This window comes from Sphingobacterium spiritivorum, from assembly GCF_016724845.1.
Lineage (GTDB): Bacteria > Bacteroidota > Bacteroidia > Sphingobacteriales > Sphingobacteriaceae > Sphingobacterium > Sphingobacterium spiritivorum_A.
Window position 1 is genome coordinate 5,164,929 of the sequence record NZ_CP068082.1, and the last position, 24,833, is coordinate 5,189,761.

Sequence of the window (24,833 nt, forward strand, 5' to 3'; positions counted from 1 at the left end):
TTAAATCAGACTAAAATATCCGGGACTTAATTTCCTTAAATGTGTTAAATACATCTTCTTTTTCCAGAAACCACATACCCAGTTTTGTTTTGTCGACGCCTTCTGTCAGTTGATACGTAAAGGAGATATTTGTACCATTCTGCATCGTTGTTTTTAAATATTTGAAAGTTACACGTTCATTATTCTTTAATTCCTGTTCCAGTTCTGTAATATGACTCGAAATTATGAAAATACTATCTTCCAGTTTACTGATGCTTTCAATCAGTTTTCTGGTTGCTTCATACGAATCTTCATAATTGGTTCCCTTAAACAATTCATCAAACATAACGATCATTTTCCCTTCGTCTCTGATAGATTCTGCTATACGTTTCACACGATAGACCTCATTAAAAAAATGACTGTATCCGGAAGCCAGATTATCCCCTAAATTAATCGTAGTCATTAATCCCCGGAACAGTTGAATCTGCATGCTTTTTGCCGGAACCGGAAATCCCATATGAGCCAGATAGATGGAAGCGCCCATGCTCTTTAACAAGGTTGATTTTCCTGTCATATTTGCACCTGTCAAAAACCAGATATTTCTACAGTTTTCTACAGTAATATTATTTTTTACAGGATTTTCAAGCGCCAGATTATACAGGTCTTTTATTTGGAGAAGTATGTTTTGTGACTGATCGGTTGAAAAATCAGGAAAAGACATATTTGTCTTGTCAAAAGATTTGGCCACACTTCTCAGGGCATCAATATTATAATATATAGTGAATATTTCCTTTACTTCAAGTCTCTTCAGATTCCGGAATAAATAATCATATTTAATAAGAAGGAGAATAGGATTCTTCCCTTTCGAAAGGACCTGTAATTCTTCCATATCCATTTCAGCAGATAAATCCTTAAAACTATCGCTGTAAGTCTTTAGTATTCCGGCAGGATTTCCGGAGGTCACCGCTTTTTCCAGCCATGCTCCCACATTTAGGATAATCATTGCAATCTCTGCTACCGATTGTTTGATCAGAATCCGTTCTTTTTTATACGATTTCGACATGAAATTAGAAGAAAATTTCTCCAGATAATATGGAAACGGATTGTCTGAATGTAATTCATTAGGAAGACCGAGGTATCGTTCCAGATCAATCATCATGTATTTATCAAATAAAGAATCTATATCCCAGTCTGCCAATTGAGTTATTGCCTCCTGTCTTTGTCTGATCTCCTCAACACTATCAAGTGGATGCAGAAAGTAACTGTACAGCATATCACTCCCGCCTATAGTAAGGGTATGATTGAAAAATCTTAAAAGACTCCGTGAGTTCCAATCCAGAGCATTTAAATCCGAAAGTGTCTGTTTATCAATTCTGAACATATCATTTAGCAATAACACTAATATAATTAAAGGATTGCACACTTTCTAATATCTACTCTGTAAGATCTTTAGCAAACTGCTTTATGAAGATGCCTAGTCTTGAAAGCCTGCGCGCGGATAAACCATAAAATATTTATAAATTGCATACCATAATCCTATGTTATGAAAGCAATTTTAGCCCTTATATTCTGGTCTGTCCTTGTACCCGCCTTTGGTCAGTCCCTCCTGCCTGTTTTTTTAAAAGGTACGTGGAAAGTAAATAATGCGGAAATCTATGAACACTGGGATCAGTTGAATGATAAAACGCTGAAAGGATTTTCTTATCGGATCAAAAACGGTCAAATAAACGTAACAGAATACCTGAATCTGACACAGTCAAAAGATCGCATCGTCTACACTGCTACCGTGGTCAATCAAAATCTGGGAAAACCTGTTTCCTTTACTATGAAAGAAAAGGAAGGAGCATTCATCTTTGAAAATCTTAAACATGATTTTCCGAAACAGATTAACTACAGGAAATTATCTGATATCGAAATTGAAGTCCGGATCTCAGACCTGAAACAAAAAGAGTATGCATTTAATATGCGTAAACTGTCCTCCAATACTCAACAAGACACAGCTACATCCAATAGCAACTATGATGCTCTACTGGCAGAAAAACTGGGCGGAGATGCATACGGAATGAAAAAGTATATACTTGTTATACTGAAAACCGGGGCAAACACAACGACTGACAAAACCTTTATCAATGAAAGCTTTAGAGGACATCTCCAAAACATCAATCGGCTGGTCGAACAGGGCAAGCTGATTGTAGCTGGCCCCTTAGGCAAAAACACGAACAATTACAGAGGTATTTTTATCTTAAATAATATCAATACACTTGACGAAGCAAAAGAAATCCTGCAAACAGATCCTGCTGTAAAAGCCGGTCTGTTGGATATTGAACTATTCAACTGGTACGGCTCAGCGGCTTTACCGGAATATCTGCCTGCCTCAGATAAAATTTGGAAACAGAAACCTTAAAGTGGTTTGTAAACTTAATATGGTACAGACTACATCCTATACCATATTAAGCTATTATACAACTACTTAATTTGGTTCCACTGTGTTGAAACACGACCTCCCCATGTATTAGTTTCAGCTATGGGCTGAGCTATTATATCTCTTGTAGGAGTAAATGATGAATTGATAGCGAAGTAAAGAACTAAGTTTCCATCATCTTGCAGTACATACCTAGCATTGGTCCGTATTAAAGCAAACCCCGGATCACCTCCTGGTACAAACAAATTATTCGTAGCCCAAACCACATCTCCGAATATCCCATCTTTATTAGAGTAGATTACCAGATTACCATCATTCTGAAATCTGATCTGATAAATTTCTCTTGTTCCATATTTCCTGTATGAGCCCGAATCCCATAAAATTTTCCCATTGCCATTATTACGAATCACTAAGTTACCATCAACTTGGGCAAGCAAAGAAAATTGTCTGTTAGGACTAGTTAATGTGAATGGAAACATCAATGTTGCTCCTGCTTTAATAGTAGATCCACTATAATATTCTGTATTAATTACTGTCGCTGGCTGCTTTTTCTTAAAAACAAAGTTATAATACCAACTTGTTGGATAACCTGCATATTGTGGATGTCCAGGAGGATATAAGTTATTTGAAGCCGCACTAAAGGATTGTGCTTGCATAAAAGCAACTGCAAGCTCTTCTCCGGATTCAATCGACTCTCTTCCAGCTATTACAAAATAATCTTTATCAGCATTATAGACAACACTATCCGTAGGTATATTTGCTATTTTACCATAAAAGTTCTTTAATTTTAAAATCTCTTGGTCATCTACATTTTTTACATCTTCTGTAGGTTTTACCACTTCATTTTTACATGATGCCAACAAAGACATTCCCAATAAAGCAATTGTTAATTTTTTAATTTTCATAATTACAATCATTTAAATTTACATTTATAATATTTACATAACCTAAGCGAATGTAACGAATAAAATATGTTAATAATAGTTTTTCATAGAAATTAAAAATTTTTTAAAGAAAAATTAACGTAAAAACAAAATAAAAAAAGAGAAACAAAGCATTAAGATTAAAAAAATAATATTTAGCATGAATTATTTTTCACTTAAAATTCATCTGGCGCAAGTATGAGCGTAGTGGCACTTGTGTCTGTTGTGTCTGTTTTTTTTTGCAGCTGGAAACGCGTTGTATGCGTTTGTTGGTGTCCCCACCAACAATTTACCAATGGCTGCTTTGCAATCGCTTTTAACTTCTCTCCCGATAATCGGAATCTCTCCTTAAAAAGGAGAGAAAAACGGTCACATAAGCTCCAGATATCAGTCATATCTATTACATTTATATGTAATTTACTTTGCTATTTAATAATCTTATGAAAACAGATAATCAAACGACAAGCGGATCTGACAAACAAGAATTTTACCACGGCACAAAAGCAGATCTCAAGAAAGGAGATCTTATAGAGCCTGGTTTTCGTTCAAATTACGGGACCGGAAAACAAGCCCGTTATGTTTATCTGACGGAGACTTTAGATGCTGCTATCTGGGGCGCTGAGTTGGCAGCAGGAGAACTTAAAGGCAGAATTTATACCGTAGAACCAACCGGCCCGATTGAAGATGATCCTAACTTAACGGACAAAAAGTTCCCCGGAAACCCCACAAAATCATATCGTACAAAAAGTCCGCTGCGCATAATCGGTGAAATACAAAACTGGACGGGGCATGCTCCTGAACAACTTCAGGCAATGAAGGAACATTTGGCCAAGCTCAAAGATCAGGGCATCGAAGCAATAGAAGATTAATCCTTTTGCCGTTTACTATAATCCTTTTATCTGCTGATTGTATGCATCCATTTTTTTGGTTTGTGCTACAATAAAATTCAGCTGCTCCTGATCCGTTTGATCAGTCTTTAATCTGGCAACAAATACATTCAGGTTGTTGTAAGCACTCCAGCTCTTGCCGGCATCTTTTGCTGCAATAGCTTGCTCCAGTTCTTTAATAAGTTGTTCATATTCTTGTTTTGCCTCAGCTCCGAATACAGCAGGAAAAACGACAGGTACATTTTCGCAGGCTACTGCTGAATTATCAACAGATTGTGGTGATGCAGGTACATTTATTGCAGAAACAGCCTTATTCTTATTTCCGACAGTTATAATCAGGGTCACGATAGATAAGATCAATATGGATACGATAACGATCCAGGATATCGTTTTACCTGAGTTTTTCTTCCACAGAGAGTAGCTCCACAACAGCAGTATCAACCCCAGTATTGTCATACTGACGGCTAATCCAACAGGACCCAGTAGCTTATATACGGGTATTAATATACGTGGGATATCATAGCTAAGCTGCGGCGTAAAGTAGGTAAACCCTTTGACTGTCATTCCGGTAGCGACCAATGCTATAGCTATGCTTTTGATTTTTTCAATGACAGTTAAACTTGTATTTGTTTGAGTTGACATATGCTGATATTTAATATAAACAAATCTATTAACATGTAAGAATAATTCATTGTCCCTTTTCAGATTCGTCACGAGCGGATTTAAATCTGTCGTCCGGAAGCTTAAATCCGTAATTGAATCACTCCTTCATTTTGATTTTACTAAGCAATCCGGCTATAAAGAAGCCATTAAAAACATATCCGCAGATTTTGATTCTCCAATCGCCGCAAAGGAATTTATATTCGCACATAGCACAACCTATTTTCTAAGTTAATATTCTTTTATAAACTAAAAACATCTGTTTAATGATGTAATTTAATTAATTTAGCACGATACTTGCGAGCAAAACTGATATAATTTAAACTTTTTTCAAGGCTTGATTGCCCTTTTTATGAAGACACTATTACAGATTACATTTTCTTTACTATTACTATCAGCCTCAGGCTGTGGCAATAGCCCCAAAACAAATGACAAGATCGTTCAGGATACAACAGTTAGAGACAGCCTGATACAGGAAAAAGACGAAGAAGGTATCCCCATTGATTTTGATAAGACGAATGTTCTCAAAACAACTACCGTGACGGATAGAAGCGGGGCCGAATTGAAACAGCAGCCGGATGAACAGTCCAAAAAACTGGGTAGATATCCCTACGGAACAAGACTTGAAGTCATCGAAGAAACAGATAAGTGGTATGGAATACGGGACAGAATTACAAGAAATCACACTGAAAACGGGCAGGAAACTGAAACGACGAGGTGGGAGAAGGTATATGTTCTGAAAAGCAAAACCGGCTCTATGAAAGAAATAACATTGGTGCCTGCAGATCTGGATATTATTTCATTAATGGAGAAAAATGGAAAGGCAGAATATTTTGAGAAAGGCAAACAATTAAAAGAATATCTTAAGATCGAATTGATTGATAAATCTCTTTTTGACAGCAAAAAACAATCTGAAGTCGATTTCTTTCTGGCTGATACTACGAAAATCGAAAAGAAAAACGGGGTGATTGAACTGAAGACTCCAGGCAAGACGGTTCGGTTCACAGATAAACCTGATGCAGAAGAAGATATGCAGATATTCAAATATGAAGGACAGATCGAATTCTTAAATAGTTATCTGATTAGCGGATCGTATTATGAAAGTATGGATTATCGTCTGATTGATAAAACATCAGGAGAAGAAAAACAGGTATTCGGAGAATTCCCGTATCTGTCCCCGGATAAAAAACATATTATATGCATATATGCTAATCCATATGAATCAACAGGTGATTTTGAGCTTTATACAATTACTGACAAACGTATAAAACAGACCATGAGTGTAAGTTTCAAAAACTGGATGCCGGCTGTAAATCCTGGAGAAATGTTCTGGAGTACAGACGGCTATCTGTATCTTACAGCCAATCATATCAATTCCTTTTGGATGGAAGATGGTCACCTGAATACTTCATTTCAGTATTTGCGTATTAAAGTATTGTAACGGATATAATCAGCCAAAATATCACTATTCTGACTGATTATCCTTCATTGATGCTTTGACCTTTTCAATTCTCAAAGCATTAATGAAGGATTAAAAATACAGACTCTAATGGGGTTTTATGGGTTTGCCTTTTTTATCAAGTTCTGGTATAACTTTTTTAGAATCAAAGTATTTTTTTCCATTCGGCCCGCTTGCTCTTTTATCAAAATCATTATAAAATTTTTCATCAAGCTTCTTAATATCTGGGTAGATAAGCGATATTTTTACAACCAGATCGTCAAAATCACTATCACCAGTAAAATCATCATCAAATTTGATCAAGATCTCTTCTGTACCAACACCCAAAGACTCTATTCCTCTAGATGATTTCCAACCACCATCGCCCGTATCATTCTCGCCTCTTATACGCCACCATGACTCTTCATTTTTTGTATCAATTTTAAATTCGATAGCAGATGCTTGAGCACCATAATACACATGATTTCCCATTTGTATCCATTCTCCTTTTAGTGAATTTTTATATCTTTTCTCTATCCAAAATCGTTGATTAAATTTTGCATTAGTTGTAGACGTAATACTAATTCTTACATTAGGATCTACAGGGAAAATCGGTACAATTATTACATCTTTAGCCATTGTATTCAAATTTATTGCACCTACCTTGTAATACGGTGTTCGGTAATTCCGGTTATAAAACAGTAGTGTGACTATTTTGAATAAACCTACGCTATTTATCAAAGCAAAGATATACCGAGTACTAGCTATTTTTTTGCCATAAAAAAATTCATTACTTTTTTTATGACAGTGTTGAACGTTACATGCAGCTCAGCCCAAATGAGAGCAGGTATAGGTTAAAAGGAGTTTAAGAAGTTAAAATACCTTAAATCGTAATTATTCTGTCAAAATAATTGATTTTATAGTTTCCAACACAACTAATAATTCTATTTTTGCACTTTAAAACAAAGAATGTTGAGAGAGAGATTTGTAATTTCCCCATTATCCAGAAAAACCAATACGTTTCTAACGCTTGCTACTTCGGATACTACGGCCAAAACTGTGGTTTCGCATGATGTTTTTACGGATTCTGATCTGTGTCCTCTCTATTCGTGGCCCACTGTTCCGCAAACAAGGATCAGCATATTATTAGAGTATCCAATTATATGAATAACAGTTTACCAACAAGACTATTTGCTTCAATAACAGCTATCGGGGGCTATGTACCTCAAAATAGAAGAACCAATTACGATTTAGAGAAAGTATGCAATACTTCCGATGAATGGATCGTTAAACGTACCGGAATCAAAGAGCGCCGAATATTGGAAGAAAATCTGGCAACCTCGGATATGGCTGTCCGTGCAATACACGATCTTGTTGAAAAGTTTAATAAAAACATCTACGATGTAGATGCTATTCTGGTTGCAACTTCCACTCCGGATATGCCTATGCCGGCTACAGCAAATATCATTGCTGAGAAATTAGGTCTGGCAAATGTCTGGGCATTTGATATCAATGCCGCATGTTCAGGTTTTCTGTATGCACTAGATATGGGGGCATCTCTGATTGAAACCAATCGGTATAAAAATATTCTTGTCATAGGAGCTGACAACATCAGCACTTTTGTGAATGTAGAAGACCGTTCTACAAATATCCTGTTCGGAGACGGAGCAGGTGTGGTATGGCTGGAACCTTCTACGGTGGGCGGTATCATGGATGCCTATCTGAGAAGTAATGGTACAGGCCGTGAGTTTCTCAATATTGAGGCCGGCGGTTCTCTTTATCCTCATAAAAACGAACCTACCGAAAGCGGGCGTAAATATCTGAAACAGGATGGCAAGACGGTATTCAAACAAGCTGTACAATCCATGAGTGACGCCTGTAATAATGTGCTTCAAAAAAATAATCTCACGATAGATGATGTCAGATGGTTGGTACCACATCAGGCTAATCAACGTATTATCGATGCGGTAGGTCGCTCTATAAATATTGCAGAAGGAAAGACCTTAAGCAATATAGAATATCTGGGTAATACGATTGCGGCCACTATTCCGCTGTGTATCTGGGAGAATCTCAAACAGATCAAAAGAGGAGATCTGGTGATGCTCACGGCATTTGGTGCAGGCTTCTCCTGGGGAGCCAGTCTGCTACGCTGGATGATTTAGAAACCGGGCATTTAACAATATACAAAAACACCCCAAACTATATGATTGGGGTGTTTTTTTGTTTAGCATTATTTATAATTCAAGCTTATAACCCATTTTATTCAGACTTTGCGGGACTGCTGAAGAACGTTTATCAGATTGCCCAATTGTTTAAGTTTAAATTTTAATTCTTCTGACCAGGGCAGTCCTATGCACAGCCGCATACAGTTTTCAAACTGATCCTGCAGGGTAAACATTCTGCCCGGAGCTATGCTGATCTGCTGTTTCATCGCCAGATCATATAAGCGTGCGGTATCTATTCCCTTCGGAAATTCAATCCAGAGTGCCAACCCGCCCTGAGGTCTGCTGATCTTTGTTCCTTCCGGAAAATAAGCTGCTATAGCCTGAATATATTTCTGATAATTATCCTGCAAAGTCCGGCGCAGATTGCGCAGGTGACTTTCATAACGGCCGGTTTTAAGAAAATTTCCGACAGCCTCCTGTACAACCGAGGTGGACGAGATCGAATGTACGAGCTTTAGTTTCAGCAACTTTTCCTTGTATTTACCGGGAGCGATCCATCCCACCCTGTATCCGGGAGCCAGGGTCTTGGATACAGAGCTGCACCACAACACATTGCCTTCCGTATCAAATGCCTTACAGCATTTGGGACGTTGAGTTCCGAAGTACAGATCACCATATACATCATCTTCAATAAGCGGAATCTGATGTTTAGCCAGTAGCCTGACAACTTCTCTTTTATTTTCATCCGACATACAGCTTCCTAAAGGTGTATTGAAGTTAGGAATCAGCAGGCAGATATCAATTTTAGGAATAGCCTCTTTCAATGCTTCTATTTCTATACCTGTAATCGGGTGAGTAGGCAGTTCCAGGACCTTATACCCCAGCCCAACGGCCAGTTGCAATATACCGGGGTAACAGGGACTTTCTATAGCAATCGTATCACCCGGTTTTCCGAGTGCCATCAGACAAAAAGAAAGCGAATTCATCCCCCCGTTTGTAGTGATAAGGTCGTTTTCATTTAAGTTTCCTCCCCATGCCAGACTGCGTACAGCAATCATCCTTCTGAGTTTTACATTTCCCTGCAGCACTTCATATTCTGTCCCTCCTCCCTGAAGTTCACGTGTTGCATGCATAATCTCTTTTTTGAGTTTGGCCAAAGGGAGTAATGCCCGGTCAGGAACAGCTATAGAAAGTAGAGTGAGCTCATCATTACCCATACTGCTGTAAACTTTGCTGATGAGTTGGTCCGGTTCATTGCTGTTGGCTATTGCTGAAGGCTGACTTACCTCCGGAATAGGAAGTCTCAAAAAGGGAACATGACTTACAAAGTAGCCGGACTGTGGTCTGGAATCTATAAGCGACTGCCCTTCCAGTTCCAGAAATACTCTTTTGGCTGTATTCATACTGATATCATGCTCTGCACAGAGTCTCCGCACAGAAGGTAAGCGGTCACCGGATTTCAAAACACCGCTTTTGATCTGCTGTGCCAGTGCGGTAGCAATCTCGTTGTATAAAAATTCTTTACCCATTATACAAATATAACTGTGTCCATTTAAAAACTCAAAACTGATACTGTTATTACATCCGTAGCTCTGCTATTTTTACAAAAAATAATCTTATGAATAGTCAATCTTTAACAGGAGATATATTATCCAAAACTAATAGCGGATGGGTCAACGGCTTTATCGGAGTCCTGATCTTCAGTGGATCCATGCCGGCTACTAAAGCTGCTATACTGGATTTTGACCCCATATTCCTTACAGTAGCCCGTGCAGGAACAGCCGGTATACTTGCGCTCTGTGTATTATTATTCTTTAAAGAAAAAAGACCGCAAAAAAATCAGCTAGTTCCTTTATTTATTGTTTCTATCGGAGTAGTAATTGGTTTTCCTTTATTATCTGCCATGGCTCTGCAATACATGACTTCAGCCTATTCTATTGTCTTTGTAGGAATGCTTCCCCTTACAACAGCACTATTTGCGGTACTTAGGGGAGGTGAACGGCCACGTCCGGCATTCTGGATTTTCTCTGTGATGGGTAGTCTTCTGGTTATAGGTTTTGCAGTTGTTCAGGAGCATACTTCCTCCTTCACGGGAGATCTGCTGATGATACTGGCCATTATATTATGCGGATGCGGATATGCCGAAGGAGCTAAACTTTCTAAAACATTAGGCGGATGGCAGGTTATATCCTGGGCATTGGTATTGTCTCTGCCTGTTATAATCCCCCTGATGTGGTACTTCTTCCCTCCTGCTCTGCATGCTATCCATACCCCGGCATGGTTGGGACTTGCTTATGTATCGCTGTTCAGTATGTTCATTGGTTTTATATTTTGGTACAAGGGACTGGCGCAAGGCGGGATTGCAGCAGTAGGTCAGTTACAACTGTTACAGCCATTTTTTGGTCTGGCTCTTGCAGCATCTTTACTTCATGAACAGGTAAGTGTAGCGATGATCGGAATCACGATAGGTGTGATTTTATGTGTAGCCGGTTCAAAACGATTTGCCTGATAAGCACAAGATAAAATATAACTTTTGAAGGTAAAAACAGTTAGTCTCTAATAACTGCAGAATAAAAAAATACAGATGCATGAGCATTCGCATTTTTTTGTATTTTCACCGAAGATTTATAACATTAACCAGCTGTTGATATTGAATCCTGCAACCCTATTTATTTGCCTGTTTGCGTTACAGTTTCAATATTATAGAACGGAGAGTTCATATTACTAATCCTAAATTTTGATCAATACAATAAACGAATGAAGACATTTTTAAAAATCATCAAGTACACACTTATCACTATTATCAGTATTTGTTTAATCTTATTTTTTTACTTTTTTATCAGTAATAAATTATTCCTGGGATCTAAAGATGAGGACAACATCAGTTATCTGACGAAAAACAAATCGCAGATTACAGATTCCATCAACAGCGAATTATTTGATCAGGACTTCTACAAATCGAACGTTTTTCTTTTAGGGGAGATTCATGGCTACGCAGATAACCAAAAATTAGATAAAGAATTGTTATTCTTTCTGAATAAAAGACTTGGAGTCAGGTATTATATAGCAGAAATGGATAGCCTGACTGCTAACAAATTAACCACTTTTCTGAAGGACAGTTCCAAAAATGAAAATAACCTGAAAGAAGTTGTCACTGCTATTAAAAAGCGAATTCCTCAGCAATCAAGTCAGGAGTTATTTGACAAATGGAGTAATATCTACGATTATAATCAAAAACTGGCTGATTCTTTAAAAATCACCGTAATCGGAATTGACAAGGGATTTGATGATGCATCAAAAGTATCAAGAGATTCGGTCATGTTTGTCAATTTCAAAAACGCTGTCAAAGAAATGAAACTGGAGAATGAAAAATTTTATGGTCTTTTCGGATTCTTCCATGCACTACAAAATAAAGTCCAGGGAGGCAGTGAAACATTTGCATCCGAATTAAAGAAATCCGGCATAAAGGTCAGCAGCTTTGTTAGTTACACTCTGGACAGCGAGATGTATCTTCCGAAAAATGCTCAATTTCCAACACCAAAAGACGAAAAAATTGATTGGGTCAATGCAGATGGTCCTTTACAATTGGTAAAGGGAATAAATGATCTGAAAGATTTGAGCAGTCCTAATACCATTACACTGTTTAGAATCAATGCTCAGCACTCACCGTACTTTAAATCCCAGAATCTGATAACAGTAAAATCAAGGGTTTTCGGAGAAAATATCGTTCCTGAAAAAGGAAGCTCTGCTACAGATTATTTTCAATACGTCTTTTTGTTAAGAAACGCTAAAGCATTGACAAAACTAAAATAAAAGACTACTGACTGCTTTACATCCAGTATTCAAAAAAGAAGCAGGCGTACTCCGATGAGTACGCCTGCTTCTTTAGTGGTTATTAACGTTTAGAACAATGTAATATCGCAACCGTGTGTCAGTACAGGAGCTGAAGCAGCATTTCCAGTTCCTAAAGATGGGAAAGCTCCCAGATTAGATCCCGCAATACAGATACTTTTATTATTCTCTTTACGGATCAGGGAGAAGTTAAATCCTAACAGGACTTCTTTTGCTCCGCTGACTCCTGAGATCTTAGTAATTTCATTCACAGATTCTTCATCTGTCGAGCTTTTATTGATCTTACCTGTTCCCAGTTCGCCATAAGTATTTGTACCCCAGCCATACAGATCACCATTCTTTTTAACAGCCAATACACTTAAATTAAAGATAGATACATCTTCCCAATCGTTGTCTTTACCTACCTGTACCCAGTTTTCCTGTGCCGTAGAGTTCCCTTGTTGCAACAGATTTTTGTTATTACGACCTACTGCCCACATTGTACCATCTTCTGCAATAGCAAGCGTATTACGGCTTCTTGCATAAGATACTGTTTTCCATTTCTTCCCCTTACCGACCTCTACAGGAGTCAATTGGTTGGCAGTAGTGCCGGTGCCTAACATATAATTCTGGCTGGTTCCCCATGCCCATAATGTACCGTCTTTCTTGATGGCAAATCCACAACCCCAATTATTCCAGGCAAATATTTTCACCCAGTCATTGGCTACGCCCACTTTTGCAGGTGTTGTCGTTCTTCCGGATGTCTGTCCGTTTCCTATACGTCCGCTCTGATTGTTACCCCAGGACCATAGTGTTCCATCTTTCTTCAAAGCAAGACTGTAATCGCCTCCTACTGCTATGGAAGACCAGTCTGTATCCATGCCTACTTTAGTCGGTATAGTCACAGCCTCGCCAAAGTTCCCCAGTCCAAGCTGTCCTTCTGTATTTGCTCCCCATGCCCAGAGTGTACCGTCTGTTGCTATAGCCAGACTATGACTGTATCCCGTACGTGCCTGGCTCCATTTTTGAGTCCCCGTCAGTATAATTGGCTTGGCTACAGCCTCCTTATTACCGGTTCCAAGCTGACCGTCCGTATTATCTCCCCAGACATAAATACCGCCGTCGGTACTTAACGCCAGACTATGGGATTGTCCGTTGGAAATTGATTTCCAGTAATTCTGAGGGGTTTCTACTTCAGGCTCTTTGCCTCCGTCATCAATAACATCTTTTTTGCTGCATGACAGCATAGTCAACGCCAGGATAATTCCAAGCGTCCATTTCTTGTTTAGGTATTGCATATATAAATATTTAATCTGTGGTCATTCACATACATAAGACCACAGATTAAAAAAAAGGGTGAATAGCCTTCACCCTTTTTTTTATTTCGTGGTCTATAGAGAAACGGCTCTGATATAAAAGCCTTAAAGCATATGGAATTTGACAAAGAAAAAGCCTGGAATAATATTCAAGGAAGAATTCATAAGAATCAACATAAAGACAAGAAAACCAATAGGTTATTATCCACATTAATTGCAATATTGATAATTTCAGGAAGCTTCTCCTACTTCTTGTTAAAACATTCTTCCAATGCTCCGCAACTGATTACGGTGACTACCTCAGCCCATGAAATCAAAACAATTGTACTGACCGACAGCAGCAAACTTATATTAAACGGCAACACCTCTGTCAGCTATCCTGCACAGTTTGAAAATTCAATTCGTGAGGTACATCTGTTATCTGGAGAAGCATCTTTTGCTATCAGTCATGATGCCAGCCGCCCTTTCCATGTATGGTATAAAGAAAGTAAAATAGAAGTACTGGGAACATACTTCAATGTCAATACTTACAGTCCCAAAGTGTATGTGACACTGAAAGAAGGACTCATCTCATTCCACCACGGTACGTTTCAGCAGATGCTGCATCCCGGACAACGCCTGCAATTCTCTCCCTCAGACCTCAAAGTTCAGGTCAGTGAGGTCAATGCTGAACAGGAATTTTCATGGCAGTCCGGAAAATGGGTATTTCAGGAAATTCCGCTTGAAACAGCCTTATCCCGTATAGCCGTATACTACGGTAAAACGTTTAAACAAAGTAATCCTGCTGCTGCATATCCGGCGCTGACCCTGAGCCTCAGTAAAGATCAGCTTCAGTTGCCTGCACTCCTGGATGCTATAGCAAAGGTCAGTCACAGCCGCATCACTCTGGAAGCCAATCAACTTATTCTACACTAAATCCTCATGTCAACCAAATCCTTAACTATACTATTGATCTGTCTGATCATTAGCTTTCAGGGGTATGCGCAAAAACAACGTATATCGCTAAAAATTACAAGCCCTACACCGCTTAACAGTGTCTTACTTCAGATCCAGCAGACATCCGGCATCGATATAATCTATCTGCCGACAGATTTGCGCCAGCACCCTGCTGTCACTCTAAGAGCAAGCAACATCATGCTGGAGCAATATCTTGCACAGATTATAGATCCTAATATATTAGCATACAATTGGTCTAAAGGAGTTCTGCTCCTTACACCGGCACCAAAACATCTGCCTGTTAAGACTCAAAAAAAAAGAATAGTAAACGGCAGTATACTTGATGAGACAGATCAACCACTTCCCTATGCTACATTACAGATACCTGCGCTACAGATACGAACAAATACAGATGAAAAAGGAAGATTTACACTGTCCCTGCCCCCTCATGAGAAGCTCACAATCCTGGCTTCCTACATTGGCAAGCAAAGCGTAGAAAGAGAACTTCCTCCTCAACGCGCTACAGATACAATACAGATACGAATGGTCAATTCAGATCTGAAACTAGCTGTAGTAGATGTAGATGCAGTACGAGACCTTAAGAGATCATCCAACTCATCTATTATATTTGATCGGGAAGCAATAGAGAATACACAGGCAATCAGTCTTGCAGATGTACTGAATATGCTTCCAGGCAAATCCGTGACGGAAACAAATATGGCAAAAACCAATATGCTGACCCTGCGGTCTGTATCCGGAGACAGCTGGGACACAGACATCTTCAGCCGCAACAATGCCTTTTCCGTCAGTTATTATATGGATGGTGTACAACTCAGCAACAACGCCAATATGCAATCCTTAAATCCTGCAGCCAATGGTTTTCTTAATCCGTACATTGCTGGTGAATACGGGCTCGGGCTCAACAATCGTAATACAACCAGTGGTGACAATGCTTATGGCGGTATAGATATGCGCAGTATCGGCGTTGACAATATCGAGAGTATTGAAGTGATCTCCGGTGTGGCTTCAGCCAAATACGGTGACTATGCAGACGGAGCTGTCATTATTAATACACAAGCGGGTAAATCACCTTATTACTTCCGTACTTCTTTTCGTAAGGGAACCTCTCAATACAGTGTAGGTAAAGGAATCATATTACCCGGAAAACTGGGAGCGCTAAATTTCAACGGAAACTATCTGCTGGCCAATAATGATCCGCGTGACAATCTCAAAGCCTACAAACGACTTACAGGATCGCTTACCCACACCATACAAATGGGGACAAGAAGACAGGTCAGAAACAATTTCTCCCTCAATATCAGCGGTAATCTGGACGGAGCAAAACTAGATCTGGATGACCGTGCACAACGCAAATCAACATTTGAATATTTCAATATCAGTTTTACGGACAGGCTTTCCTATCAGTTTAAAGAAAATAGTTGGTTTGATCAGGTGAATCTAAGTATGGGCGTCTCTGCAGGCCGTCAATATTCTTCTATGCAATATCTGATCAATGACGAGAGTTTCCCCTATGTAGACATCAAATCTCCGGGTATATACGAAGCACAATGGGCTAACGGCAGCTACCTGGGTATCACTGCGGTAGAAGGAAAACCGATAACAGCAAATGTAAATCTGAGCCTGACAGCCTCTAAAACTTTCTGGGGAGCGACCCATGCCCTCAGTATGGGAGGAAATACATTTTTATCTGCCAATAAAGGACGAGGGCAGATTATAGATCTCGAACGTCCTCTGTTTTCCAGCTCCAAAGAGCAAACCTACAATTATAAAAATGTACCCACTATGCTCAATACCGGCATCTATGTAGAAGATGCCTTCAGATACCGTATTTCTTCCATGCCACTTCACTTTCGGATAGGTATACGTGCAGACAATCAAAGCGATGCATGGAGTTTCTCTCCCCGTGTCAATACACGATTAGAGCTGAATGCGCATTCTACCCTTGGTTTTGCATGGGGGTACGCCACCAAAGCCCCTTCCCTGGCGCATCGCTATCCGGGACCTGTATATTTCAAAATACCACTTATCAATTACCCAAGTGACGATCCGGATCTGCGGCTCTATCTGGTATATGCAGATATGGCTTACGCCAATAATAATCAGTTGAAGCTCACACGTTCCAATACTCAGGAGCTATCGTATCACTATAGTAAAAACAAAGTCAATCTATCGGTGACCGCTTATCGCAAGATCAGTAAAGACGGCTTCTCTACAAAAAGTATATTCAAAGATTGGATTATACCACAGTATCAGTATAAACTGGATGCCAATGGCCGTCCTACCTATAGTCCAACGGGTCTCAGCACTAAAAAGACTTCTTCTTATTCGCAAATCATCAATAGCCTGCAATCCGAAAACTACGGAATAGAGTTAATGGTCAATACACCTAAAATACATTGGCTGGCCACTTCATTTACCGTCAGCAGTGCCTATACCAATTCCTTTTACTACGACAGTTCGCCCTACCTTAACTATACTTCACTGGATAAAATAGATTTTTCAGAAGAGGCTATTTTTGCGGTCTTTCCTCCTGAAAACAGGCGTAATGAACAGATAAGAGCTACCTTATCTTCCCAGACACATATACCTTCACTTGCTTTGATGATCAATCTGATCACCGATTTTCCGATCACTACCCACTCTACTCAATATGGCCGTTCCGGAGAACCGATCGGATATTATGATAACAAGTTTAATTTTCATTCTATAGAGAACTACGATCCTGAAAATCCGGTATACGGACATCTTGCTACATTATCGGCCTCCAACAGAAGGGAAAACGAAAGACATGCCATCAAATACGGCAATATACACCTGCGGGTAACCAAGGATATAAACAAGCGCCTTCGCTTCTCTTTCAATGTATTCAATATGCTCAACTGGCGCCCGAGTTATATAGTGCCTGGTACAGAAAACCGTGTCGTACTCAATGATCCGCCATCATTCGGAGGAGAAATCAGTTTCAAACTTTAATCCATCTCATCATGAAAAAATATATACAACATATTTATCTGCTTACCCTTATCCTGACAGGAATATGCCTTACATTCGCAGGCTGTCAGAAAGATATCGCACCTGATCTGAAGGCCACTACCCTTGCGGTACGGGTACAATACGAATCCGCATACCAGCGTCCCCAGCTCTCTACAGAAGGTTATACCGTCTATCTCAAAAATCTGACTACAGGTGCAGAAGATTCGGCAAGAGTGGATGCTGACGGCATCGCACTTATTCCGGAGCTTAGCAGCGGAAAATACGATATACAGGTAGTCAAAAACTTCTCAATGACAGAATACGAACAGGTTTTTGGCGAGAAGAGCAAACGGGAAGTCACGTTTAATGCCGCAGAGAATGGCTACAAAATATTGCCGACACGCGACCGGAATGAAATCAGCCTTACCCTGCACAAGTCTGTACCCGGCGACTGGGTCATCAAGCAACTGTATTATGCAGGATCGGATCTTTATAAAGCCGCTTCTCTGCGGGACAACTTTTTTGAAATCTACAACAATTCTGATGAAGTACTTTATGCAGACAGCCTCTGCATGATGTTTGTTTACGGAAGGCTTTCCACAACATACCGTATGCCTGAAAAATTGCTTGAAAATGGCCAGTTTGACTGGAGACAGGCATTAGGAACTGAAGTAGCACCTGCCAATGCCAATACAGATTACCTGTACGCACAGGCTATCTATATGTTTCCCGGAAATGGGACGACCTATCCTATACAGCCCGGTCAGGGTCTTGTCGTAGCCCGCAGTGCCATTAACCACAAAGCTCCTTTTACAAATAAAAATGGAAAAGTATATGAGGTAAGCCGCCCGGACCTCACGGTAGACTTAAGCAAGGCTGATTTTGAAGTCATTACAACGCCGTATCTCGAAGAAGGAGTCTCCGAATCCCTGATCGATATTCCGACACCGGGCAAAACCAGCCTCATTGTCATCCAACGCTTTGGCGCAACGATGATGATGGACAATATCGGTCGTATAAGCTATGCCCTGTTCAAGACACCTGAAGATATCAGAAAGTGGCCTAAATATGCGGAAGTAAAAGAAACAACTATAGAAGGAAAAACCTTGTATACCCGTGTTCCTAAAAAATACATTATTGATGCTGTCGAAACACAGCCCAATACTGCAGACCGCCGTATTCCGAAAAAGTTAAGTCCTGAACTGGATGCCGGATTTGGTTTTGTTCCCCTCGGCTCGTATAGCTCACAGGCACTTATGCGAAAGGTAGCCAGGATCGTAGACGGCAGACGTGTACTGCAGGATACCAACAACTCTTCTAATGATTTTGAATGGATTATGCCCGCAATTCCGGGAGGATTCAAAGATTAATACATATGAACCTTTTATCCATGAAAATATCCCGACTTACATTTACCCATTCCCTGCAACTGTTCACAGTCTTTGGAATATGCTTTGCTAATCCACAATCCGCTGCTGCTCAGAAACTCCCTGAGCACAGATATGCACAAACAGACTCTTCCCGCTACCTGTTGAGTAATCCAATGCAACAAGAGCGCTACGAACATGCACAGCAAGGATATGCAGTGCAGTTAGAATCGCTTATACCCAACAAACTAAGTATTACGCAACTTCAGTTTACAGCAATTAATGGTGAACTCAAACCTTATCAGGAAGCTGAAAAGCAGACTTTAGGCAGTTTCAGAGCGGAAGGTGGCAAAAAACTTAAAAACATCTGGTTCTGGGGAAAATTTATATATGAAAAACAACAGTTAGACAGTATTAGATGGGGACACCGAAAGGACGACGAACAATCTTCTCCTTACTTTTATGCCGCCCAGCGTGCAGTGCATTACACCCGTACAGATTATACGATCAATACACAGACAGGTATTAAAGTATGGTCACCGATCTATATCGCTCTTGCTACGGACTATGCTATGGGGGATCATTACAGTACAAACGATCCCAGAGCAGTGCTCAAGCATTTCAAACTAAAACTGCAACCAAGTTTGAATTTAAAACTGAGCAAACTAAGCATCGGTATACGAGCCACCTGGGGATATGGTCAACAGGAATCGCAGGTGGATTACAGGAATAAAGAGTATTATGAATCTACACAATTCCCGGAGTACCTCAACTGGTTGTCCAACGGCTATGGGACCATACGAACTGCCCTCGCTTTCTCAGATCGGGTATACACCAATAATCAGGACTATCGTGGTATAGGAATGGAAGGTCGTTACCAGTCTAAAGATCTCCTGCTGTTAGGGGATATCGGTTATGAAAAGATCCATGAAGAATACGACCGTGGCAATTCATCAGGAAGATATGACGGATATGATATGTACGGTGATTACGACATGAAACAGCTCAAAGGACAATTCAGTATAAGCCATCACGGACAAGGTATCCTTATCCGCGCCTCACAGACAAAGGGGAGGGATCTGAATGTAGAATTTTCCGGAAATAACTATGTCTACCTGCAGCAGCGGCTAGGAATAAAAGTTTTTAAAGATATCCGGCTTTGGAACAGAAATACCTCATTATGGGGCGCAGTAGAGAATAGTTATACCAGTCAGGCAGACGGCAATATGATGGTAAACCGCAAACGGGGTCGTCAGATCACGAGCATAGCGGGCAGACATGCACTTACGGATCAGCTAAATATAGAGCTGGGTATAGGCTATTCTACTCCACACAGTACGGAGTTCACATACAGTCCCAAAAGCACCAACCCTTTTATCGAAGAAGTGATCAAATCGGATATAAACTATGACAAGACTCAGTACCTGCAGTGCGATTTGGGCGTGCAATATTTTTTCAGACTGGCAGATATGAAATGGTGTGTCAGGCCTCAGTTAAACTATGTACAACGAACAAATACAGTACCCGATATCACCGGCAAAAGCAGATCCCGTGCATCAGCTTCTTTATTCCTTTACTTCTAACACCGTAAAAAATTGATACGCAGCTCATTGATCCTTATCCTGATCTTATTTTCAGCAGTTATTCTTCAGTCCTTCTGGATACAGAAACCTGACAAAGAACCGGATTTTGTACTTCTTCGGGAGCAGTACGAAAAACCGCTGGATCAATGGCCGGCACCGCATGTAGATAAAGATATCGTATATCAGGAATGGGCTCCGTTACCGGCTCCTCCGATATGGAATCAGAAAGAAGCTGCTACGCAGGCCAAAATAGCACTGGGTAAACGGCTTTTCTTTGAACCGAGACTCAGCGCATCCATGCAGATATCATGTTCCTCCTGCCATGATCCGGATATGCACTGGACAGACGGACGAAAGAAAGCCATTGGCAGTAATCACCGCATCGGAAGGAGACACACCCCTTCTCTGCAGAATATATGGGCTCAACAACTCTTTTTCTGGGATGGTCGTCAGGATAAGCTCCAGCAGGTTGCAAGTTCTCCTATTGAAGATCCGAATGAAATGAATACCCCTATAGATACCGCACTGAGTCACATCCATGCCATCAAAGGTTACCGGGAATGGATACAGGCAGCTTTTGGAACAGACAAAATGAATGCGGATCAGCTCGGTGAAGCACTCTCCTGTTTCCAGCAAACAATTTCATCCAATATTACCCGGTTTGATAATTTTCTGAAAGGAAGAGGAAGAGCTTTATCTGATCAACAGATATGGGGTATGCACCTGTTCCGTACCAAAGCAAGATGTTTCAATTGTCACAACGGTCCATTTTTTACAGATGGTAAGTTCCATAATCTAGGTTTCAGCAACTACGGAACCAAAAATCAGGATCTGGGCAGATATGAAGTAACCCGGAATAAAGCCGATATCGGAACCTTCAAAACTCCGGGACTCAGGGATGCGATGCGCACCTTTCCCTGGTTCCATGACGGACGCTTTAATGATATAAGCATGTTGCTTAACCAATATAATGCCGGCATGCCTCAGCCTAAAGCCAAATCCGGACAGGAAACAGATAGTCTGTATCCGCAACAATCCCCTCATTTGCAGCCTCTGGGGATCACGCTGAAAGAACGGGAAGCTATTATTCGCTTTCTGGAAGCCCTTGCTGCTCAGCCGATAGAGATAGAAAGACCGCAATTACCTGAATAAATATTTGCAGATTCTAAAATTAAACCGTAAAATTGCAATTATTTATAATTAATCTAAATAAAAATAGAGTAATGAAACTGCGCAAGAGATCAGACATACATTTGATTGAAGCATATTTTGAACAATACTATGAAATGTTATGCAAGGTAGCGTTCCAATATGTGAAAGATCATCAGGAAGCTGAGGATATTGTTCAGGACTTTTTCTACCTGCTGTGGCAAAAGAATAGGGCAGAGAAAATCGAAGGGCAGTTTGAGCATTATGCGGTGAGATCTATCCGCAACAATTGTCTCAATGTACTGAAGAAGAAACAACTCCCTATTCAGGATATCTCTTCGGACTTTCACCATCTGGGGGAAGATCATGATGATATGGAACTCCGTATAGCCTACGAGCAGCGACTGGAAGATGTGGCAGCAAGTATACAATTGCTCCCTGACAGACAAAGGGAGGCCATCGATATGAATATTTGGGGCGATCTCAAATATCAGGAGATTTCGGATAGACTACAGGTTTCGATCAACACAGTCAAAACCCATATAAAACTTGCCTATAAAAATCTCCGCAGACTCAATTCCTGAGAACTGCAACGATAGAAAGCAATATCCGGATCCGGAAAAGAAATTAAGGTTGGTATATGCCGGCTCTCAAGATAATAGTTTGTTTTTATGTTTATTAGGGGGCGATATCACACGTGATATTTCCCCTTTCTTATATCATAAAGTATTTTTTTGTCACTATTTTATCACAGCTATGTCTTTATTTATAATTATTATGAATAACGGTCTTTAATTATTTAGAATAATTATAAATTAGCGGAATTATAACATCTGCATTTTACACATATTTAATACACAACATGGTTTTTAAGCGTATTCTTCTTTTATTTTTTAGTTATCTGATTTTTGTCCTTCCCGCTTTTAGTCAATCCAAATATCAAGTGACCATTGAAGTAAAGAGTACACCGGCAACGCATCTTCACGACCCTTTATATATTACCGGAAACTTTAATGGCTGGAATCCAAAGCTGCACATGCTTGATACACTGCCTTCCGGAACAACTCCTTTGCATAGTCGTATTATACTGCCGGAAGTTAAAGCCGGACTGCTGGAATTTAAATTTACAAGAGGAGACTGGCAGACATTAGAATCTACGGCAATGGGTACACTTACTGCTCCACGAAACGTAATGATCCAGAAAGACACGGTTATCCGGATCGATATCGCTGGATGGCGCGATGATTTCCCGGCATCCACAGCAAGTCCGCAGGTACATCTTCTGGACAGTGCATTCTATATTCCCCAGCTTGCTGTAAAACGTGCTGTATGGATATATCTTCCAAAGGACTACGCTACATCTGATAAAAAATATCCTGTGCTTTATATGCATGATGGTCAGGATTTGTTTGATGAGGCCACCTCTCAGGGACGTATAGGTCCGTTGGAATGGGGTGTAGATGAGGCTATAGACCGCCACCGTCAAAGTGCCATAGTCGTAGCGGTAGCTCATGCAGAAAGTAAAGAAGATCGTCAGAATGAATACTTTGTATCACCCAACAGCAGATTTCCGAATCCTCAGGGAGCCGGATATCTCAAATTTATAGTCCATACACTTAAGCCTTACATAGACAGCCACTACCGTACTATGCCCGACAAGAAGCATACCGCTATGGCCGGAAGTTCAGTCGGCGGATTACTGACCCTATATGCAGGCCTGTCCTATCCGGATGTATTCGGATCACTGGGGGTATTTTCGCCATCCATATGGTTAGACGAAGGACAGGTGCAGAAGACGATCACACGCATCGGCTATCAGGCAGCTATCAGTGACCAGCACTATTATTTTTATGGTGGAGGGAATGAAAACAGGATCAAACCTGATGGCAGCACAGTCACTATGAATACGGATGTATTGCAAATCACAGATATGCTTCGCGAAAAAAATCATCCGCAACTGGAAATCAGCATCAATCCGGAAGGAAGACACGGAGCATGGTACTGGCACAAAGCATTTCCGGCTTTTTATGACTGGTGGCAGGCAAAATTAAATTAACATCATTTTTTTCACATATCAAAACTGATTTATTTATGTACAACTTCACAAAACCACATATCTTCAAAAAGGAGATCCTGATAGCTTCATCATTTGCGTTTGCTTTCCTGACATGGGGACATTCGGCAACAGCTCAAACAGTTGTTAAATCTTCCACAGCTGGCAAGGGTGTGTATGAAGCTGTTGTCAATGAGCAGAATGGATTTATCTACGTGACTTCCGCAGGTAGCAGAACACAACCGGGCGGAGCCATTTATAAAATCCATCCGGAAAGTCTGGCGATTACAGATAGCATTATCATGAAAGAAAATCCACCGTTTGGTCTGGGAATCAACCACAAAACTCAAACGTTGTACACGACTAATACCCGCACGCATTCTGTCAGTGCTGTGGATATTAAAACCGGTAAAGTGATTGCCACATTCAATAATGGAAAAGGTAACAGTCATACGCGTGAAGTTCTGGTAGATGAAGACAATAACCTGATCTATATCTCTGATGTTGGCGATCCGAGCAGTATATGGGTGATTGACGGCAAAACCAACACCTATCTGCACAGCATCGAAAATACCGGCAAAACAACCACAGGTATGGTATTGAATGACCGTAAAGACAAAATGTATATCACAAATATGGGCACTAATGAAGTGGCAGTGATCGATCTGAAGAGTCATAAAGTAGAAAAAAGCTTCCCTTCCGGAGGAGAATCTCCTGTGAATCTTGTAGCTGACGGCAACCACATCTTTGTTGCTAATCAGAAATCCGGTACTATAACAGTTCTTGATGCTGCTTCAGGACAAGTACTCAAGTCGATTCCGACAGGTGCCGGAGCGATTGGTATCAGCTATGACAAGAAAAGTAACCGAATCTATTCGGCTAACCGCCAGACAGGTACAACTACCGTCATTCATGCTGACACTTATGCTGTACTGGCGGATTTACCGACAGGATCGCATCCAAATAATGTAAAAGTATCTCCACAGACGGGAGCGGCTTATGTGATTAATAAAGCTAAAGGTGGCAGACCAGTGGAAGGACAGCCTGCCCCTCCTGCAGATACCAACGGTGATACGATTACGCTGATCCGATAAGTAAAACTCATTCGTAGGTTTTGATAAAGAGGAAAG

At 40.4% G+C, this 24,833-nt stretch carries 20 protein-coding genes; 14 read left to right on the forward strand and 6 right to left on the reverse strand.

Features of this window, described 5'->3' with window-relative positions; translation table 11 throughout:
- Positions 1-10: 10 nt before the first annotated feature.
- Positions 11-1,360, reverse strand: a complete 1,350-nt coding sequence (locus tag I6J03_RS22170; RefSeq protein ID WP_003006655.1) for a MutS-related protein — start codon at positions 1,358-1,360, stop codon at positions 11-13.
- Positions 1,361-1,522: 162 nt separating this feature from the next.
- On the opposite strand from I6J03_RS22170, the gene I6J03_RS22175 reads away from it, so the two are divergent.
- Positions 1,523-2,383 (forward strand): DUF6265 family protein, encoded by an 861-nt coding sequence (locus tag I6J03_RS22175; RefSeq protein ID WP_003006658.1) that lies wholly within the window; start codon positions 1,523-1,525, stop codon positions 2,381-2,383.
- 62 nt (positions 2,384-2,445) lie between these two features.
- Here the strand turns inward: I6J03_RS22175 and I6J03_RS22180 are convergent, their stop codons facing one another.
- Positions 2,446-3,306 carry a hypothetical protein gene (locus I6J03_RS22180; RefSeq protein WP_039989930.1) on the reverse strand — a complete coding sequence of 287 codons (861 nt, stop codon included), beginning with the start codon at positions 3,304-3,306 and terminating at the stop codon, positions 2,446-2,448.
- A gap of 458 nt (positions 3,307-3,764) precedes the next feature.
- Here I6J03_RS22180 and arr point away from each other — a divergent pair, with 458 nt between their 5' ends.
- Complete coding sequence (arr, locus tag I6J03_RS22185) at positions 3,765-4,193, forward strand: NAD(+)--rifampin ADP-ribosyltransferase (RefSeq protein ID WP_003006667.1); 429 nt, start codon at positions 3,765-3,767, stop codon at positions 4,191-4,193.
- Positions 4,194-4,208: 15 nt separating this feature from the next.
- On the opposite strand, the gene I6J03_RS22190 is transcribed toward arr, so the two are convergent.
- Complete coding sequence (locus I6J03_RS22190) at positions 4,209-4,853, reverse strand: hypothetical protein (protein WP_157600433.1); 645 nt, start codon at positions 4,851-4,853, stop codon at positions 4,209-4,211.
- Between the two features lie 370 nt (positions 4,854-5,223).
- Between I6J03_RS22190 and I6J03_RS22195 the strand changes: the two genes are divergently transcribed.
- Positions 5,224-6,312, forward strand: coding sequence for an SH3 domain-containing protein (locus I6J03_RS22195; RefSeq protein WP_003006676.1), 1,089 nt, complete (start codon positions 5,224-5,226; stop codon positions 6,310-6,312).
- Between the two features lie 105 nt (positions 6,313-6,417).
- Here I6J03_RS22195 and I6J03_RS22200 read toward each other — a convergent pair whose 3' ends face one another.
- Positions 6,418-6,948, reverse strand: coding sequence for a hypothetical protein (locus tag I6J03_RS22200; RefSeq protein WP_003006683.1), 531 nt, complete (start codon positions 6,946-6,948; stop codon positions 6,418-6,420).
- A gap of 524 nt (positions 6,949-7,472) precedes the next feature.
- Here I6J03_RS22200 and I6J03_RS22205 point away from each other — a divergent pair.
- Positions 7,473-8,471 carry a beta-ketoacyl-ACP synthase III gene (locus tag I6J03_RS22205; protein ID WP_003006687.1) on the forward strand — a complete coding sequence of 333 codons (999 nt, stop codon included), beginning with the start codon at positions 7,473-7,475 and terminating at the stop codon, positions 8,469-8,471.
- Positions 8,472-8,572: 101 nt separating this feature from the next.
- Here I6J03_RS22205 and I6J03_RS22210 read toward each other — a convergent pair whose 3' ends face one another.
- The gene (locus tag I6J03_RS22210; RefSeq protein ID WP_201694026.1) at positions 8,573-10,003 is read right to left on the reverse strand and encodes an aminotransferase-like domain-containing protein; all 1,431 of its coding nucleotides are present in this window, start codon (positions 10,001-10,003) and stop codon (positions 8,573-8,575) included.
- Between the two features lie 89 nt (positions 10,004-10,092).
- Between I6J03_RS22210 and I6J03_RS22215 the strand changes: the two genes are divergently transcribed.
- Both I6J03_RS22215 and I6J03_RS22220 read left to right on the forward strand, forming a co-directional pair.
- A complete protein-coding gene (locus tag I6J03_RS22215) occupies positions 10,093-10,983 on the forward strand; it encodes a DMT family transporter (protein WP_201694027.1) in 891 nt (296 codons plus the stop codon).
- 248 nt (positions 10,984-11,231) lie between these two features.
- Positions 11,232-12,287: a hypothetical protein gene (locus I6J03_RS22220; RefSeq protein WP_003006699.1), complete on the forward strand. Its 1,056-nt coding sequence runs from the start codon at positions 11,232-11,234 to the stop codon at positions 12,285-12,287.
- An 89-nt stretch (positions 12,288-12,376) separates the two neighbouring features.
- Here I6J03_RS22220 and I6J03_RS22225 read toward each other — a convergent pair whose 3' ends face one another.
- Positions 12,377-13,603 (reverse strand): RCC1 domain-containing protein, encoded by a 1,227-nt coding sequence (locus tag I6J03_RS22225; RefSeq protein ID WP_003006703.1) that lies wholly within the window; start codon positions 13,601-13,603, stop codon positions 12,377-12,379.
- A 132-nt stretch (positions 13,604-13,735) separates the two neighbouring features.
- On the opposite strand from I6J03_RS22225, the gene I6J03_RS22230 reads away from it, so the two are divergent.
- From I6J03_RS22230 to I6J03_RS22265, 8 genes are all read left to right on the forward strand, one after another.
- Entirely contained in the window at positions 13,736-14,536 is an 801-nt protein-coding gene (locus tag I6J03_RS22230; RefSeq protein WP_201694028.1) for a FecR family protein, read from the forward strand.
- A gap of 6 nt (positions 14,537-14,542) precedes the next feature.
- Positions 14,543-17,551, forward strand: coding sequence for a TonB-dependent receptor (locus tag I6J03_RS22235; RefSeq protein WP_003006708.1), 3,009 nt, complete (start codon positions 14,543-14,545; stop codon positions 17,549-17,551).
- An 11-nt stretch (positions 17,552-17,562) separates the two neighbouring features.
- A complete protein-coding gene (locus I6J03_RS22240; protein WP_201694029.1) occupies positions 17,563-18,921 on the forward strand; it encodes a DUF4876 domain-containing protein in 1,359 nt (452 codons plus the stop codon).
- Positions 18,922-18,941: 20 nt separating this feature from the next.
- On the forward strand, positions 18,942-20,501 hold the full coding sequence (locus I6J03_RS22245) for a DUF6850 family outer membrane beta-barrel protein (protein WP_003006713.1): 1,560 nt from the start codon (positions 18,942-18,944) through the stop codon (positions 20,499-20,501).
- A gap of 12 nt (positions 20,502-20,513) precedes the next feature.
- On the forward strand, positions 20,514-21,653 hold the full coding sequence (locus I6J03_RS22250) for a cytochrome-c peroxidase (RefSeq protein WP_039989932.1): 1,140 nt from the start codon (positions 20,514-20,516) through the stop codon (positions 21,651-21,653).
- Between the two features lie 71 nt (positions 21,654-21,724).
- Positions 21,725-22,234: an RNA polymerase sigma factor gene (locus I6J03_RS22255; RefSeq protein WP_003006719.1), complete on the forward strand. Its 510-nt coding sequence runs from the start codon at positions 21,725-21,727 to the stop codon at positions 22,232-22,234.
- Positions 22,235-22,593: 359 nt separating this feature from the next.
- Positions 22,594-23,706, forward strand: coding sequence for an alpha/beta hydrolase (locus tag I6J03_RS22260; RefSeq protein WP_236586210.1), 1,113 nt, complete (start codon positions 22,594-22,596; stop codon positions 23,704-23,706).
- A gap of 35 nt (positions 23,707-23,741) precedes the next feature.
- The gene (locus I6J03_RS22265; protein WP_003006729.1) at positions 23,742-24,797 is read left to right on the forward strand and encodes a YncE family protein; all 1,056 of its coding nucleotides are present in this window, start codon (positions 23,742-23,744) and stop codon (positions 24,795-24,797) included.
- The last annotated feature ends 36 nt before the right edge of the window (positions 24,798-24,833 follow it).

What these genes read in the sequence shown, in the direction of transcription:
- I6J03_RS22215 (WP_201694027.1), top strand. Translation starts at nt 10,093, where the DNA reads ATGAATAGTCAATCTTTAACAGGAGATATATTATCCAAAACTAATAGC.
- I6J03_RS22230 (WP_201694028.1), top strand. Translation starts at nt 13,736, where the DNA reads ATGGAATTTGACAAAGAAAAAGCCTGGAATAATATTCAAGGAAGAATT.
- I6J03_RS22245 (WP_003006713.1), top strand. Translation starts at nt 18,942, where the DNA reads ATGAAAATATCCCGACTTACATTTACCCATTCCCTGCAACTGTTCACA.
- I6J03_RS22210 (WP_201694026.1), bottom strand. Translation starts at nt 10,003, where the DNA reads ATGGGTAAAGAATTTTTATACAACGAGATTGCTACCGCACTGGCACAG.
- I6J03_RS22240 (WP_201694029.1), top strand. Translation starts at nt 17,563, where the DNA reads ATGAAAAAATATATACAACATATTTATCTGCTTACCCTTATCCTGACA.
- I6J03_RS22170 (WP_003006655.1), bottom strand. Translation starts at nt 1,360, where the DNA reads ATGTTCAGAATTGATAAACAGACACTTTCGGATTTAAATGCTCTGGAT.
- I6J03_RS22205 (WP_003006687.1), top strand. Translation starts at nt 7,473, where the DNA reads ATGAATAACAGTTTACCAACAAGACTATTTGCTTCAATAACAGCTATC.
- I6J03_RS22200 (WP_003006683.1), bottom strand. Translation starts at nt 6,948, where the DNA reads ATGGCTAAAGATGTAATAATTGTACCGATTTTCCCTGTAGATCCTAAT.
- I6J03_RS22255 (WP_003006719.1), top strand. Translation starts at nt 21,725, where the DNA reads ATGAAACTGCGCAAGAGATCAGACATACATTTGATTGAAGCATATTTT.
- I6J03_RS22180 (WP_039989930.1), bottom strand. Translation starts at nt 3,306, where the DNA reads ATGAAAATTAAAAAATTAACAATTGCTTTATTGGGAATGTCTTTGTTG.
- I6J03_RS22235 (WP_003006708.1), top strand. Translation starts at nt 14,543, where the DNA reads ATGTCAACCAAATCCTTAACTATACTATTGATCTGTCTGATCATTAGC.
- I6J03_RS22265 (WP_003006729.1), top strand. Translation starts at nt 23,742, where the DNA reads ATGTACAACTTCACAAAACCACATATCTTCAAAAAGGAGATCCTGATA.
- I6J03_RS22190 (WP_157600433.1), bottom strand. Translation starts at nt 4,853, where the DNA reads ATGTCAACTCAAACAAATACAAGTTTAACTGTCATTGAAAAAATCAAA.
- I6J03_RS22195 (WP_003006676.1), top strand. Translation starts at nt 5,224, where the DNA reads ATGAAGACACTATTACAGATTACATTTTCTTTACTATTACTATCAGCC.
- I6J03_RS22220 (WP_003006699.1), top strand. Translation starts at nt 11,232, where the DNA reads ATGAAGACATTTTTAAAAATCATCAAGTACACACTTATCACTATTATC.
- I6J03_RS22175 (WP_003006658.1), top strand. Translation starts at nt 1,523, where the DNA reads ATGAAAGCAATTTTAGCCCTTATATTCTGGTCTGTCCTTGTACCCGCC.
- arr (WP_003006667.1), top strand. Translation starts at nt 3,765, where the DNA reads ATGAAAACAGATAATCAAACGACAAGCGGATCTGACAAACAAGAATTT.
- I6J03_RS22225 (WP_003006703.1), bottom strand. Translation starts at nt 13,603, where the DNA reads ATGCAATACCTAAACAAGAAATGGACGCTTGGAATTATCCTGGCGTTG.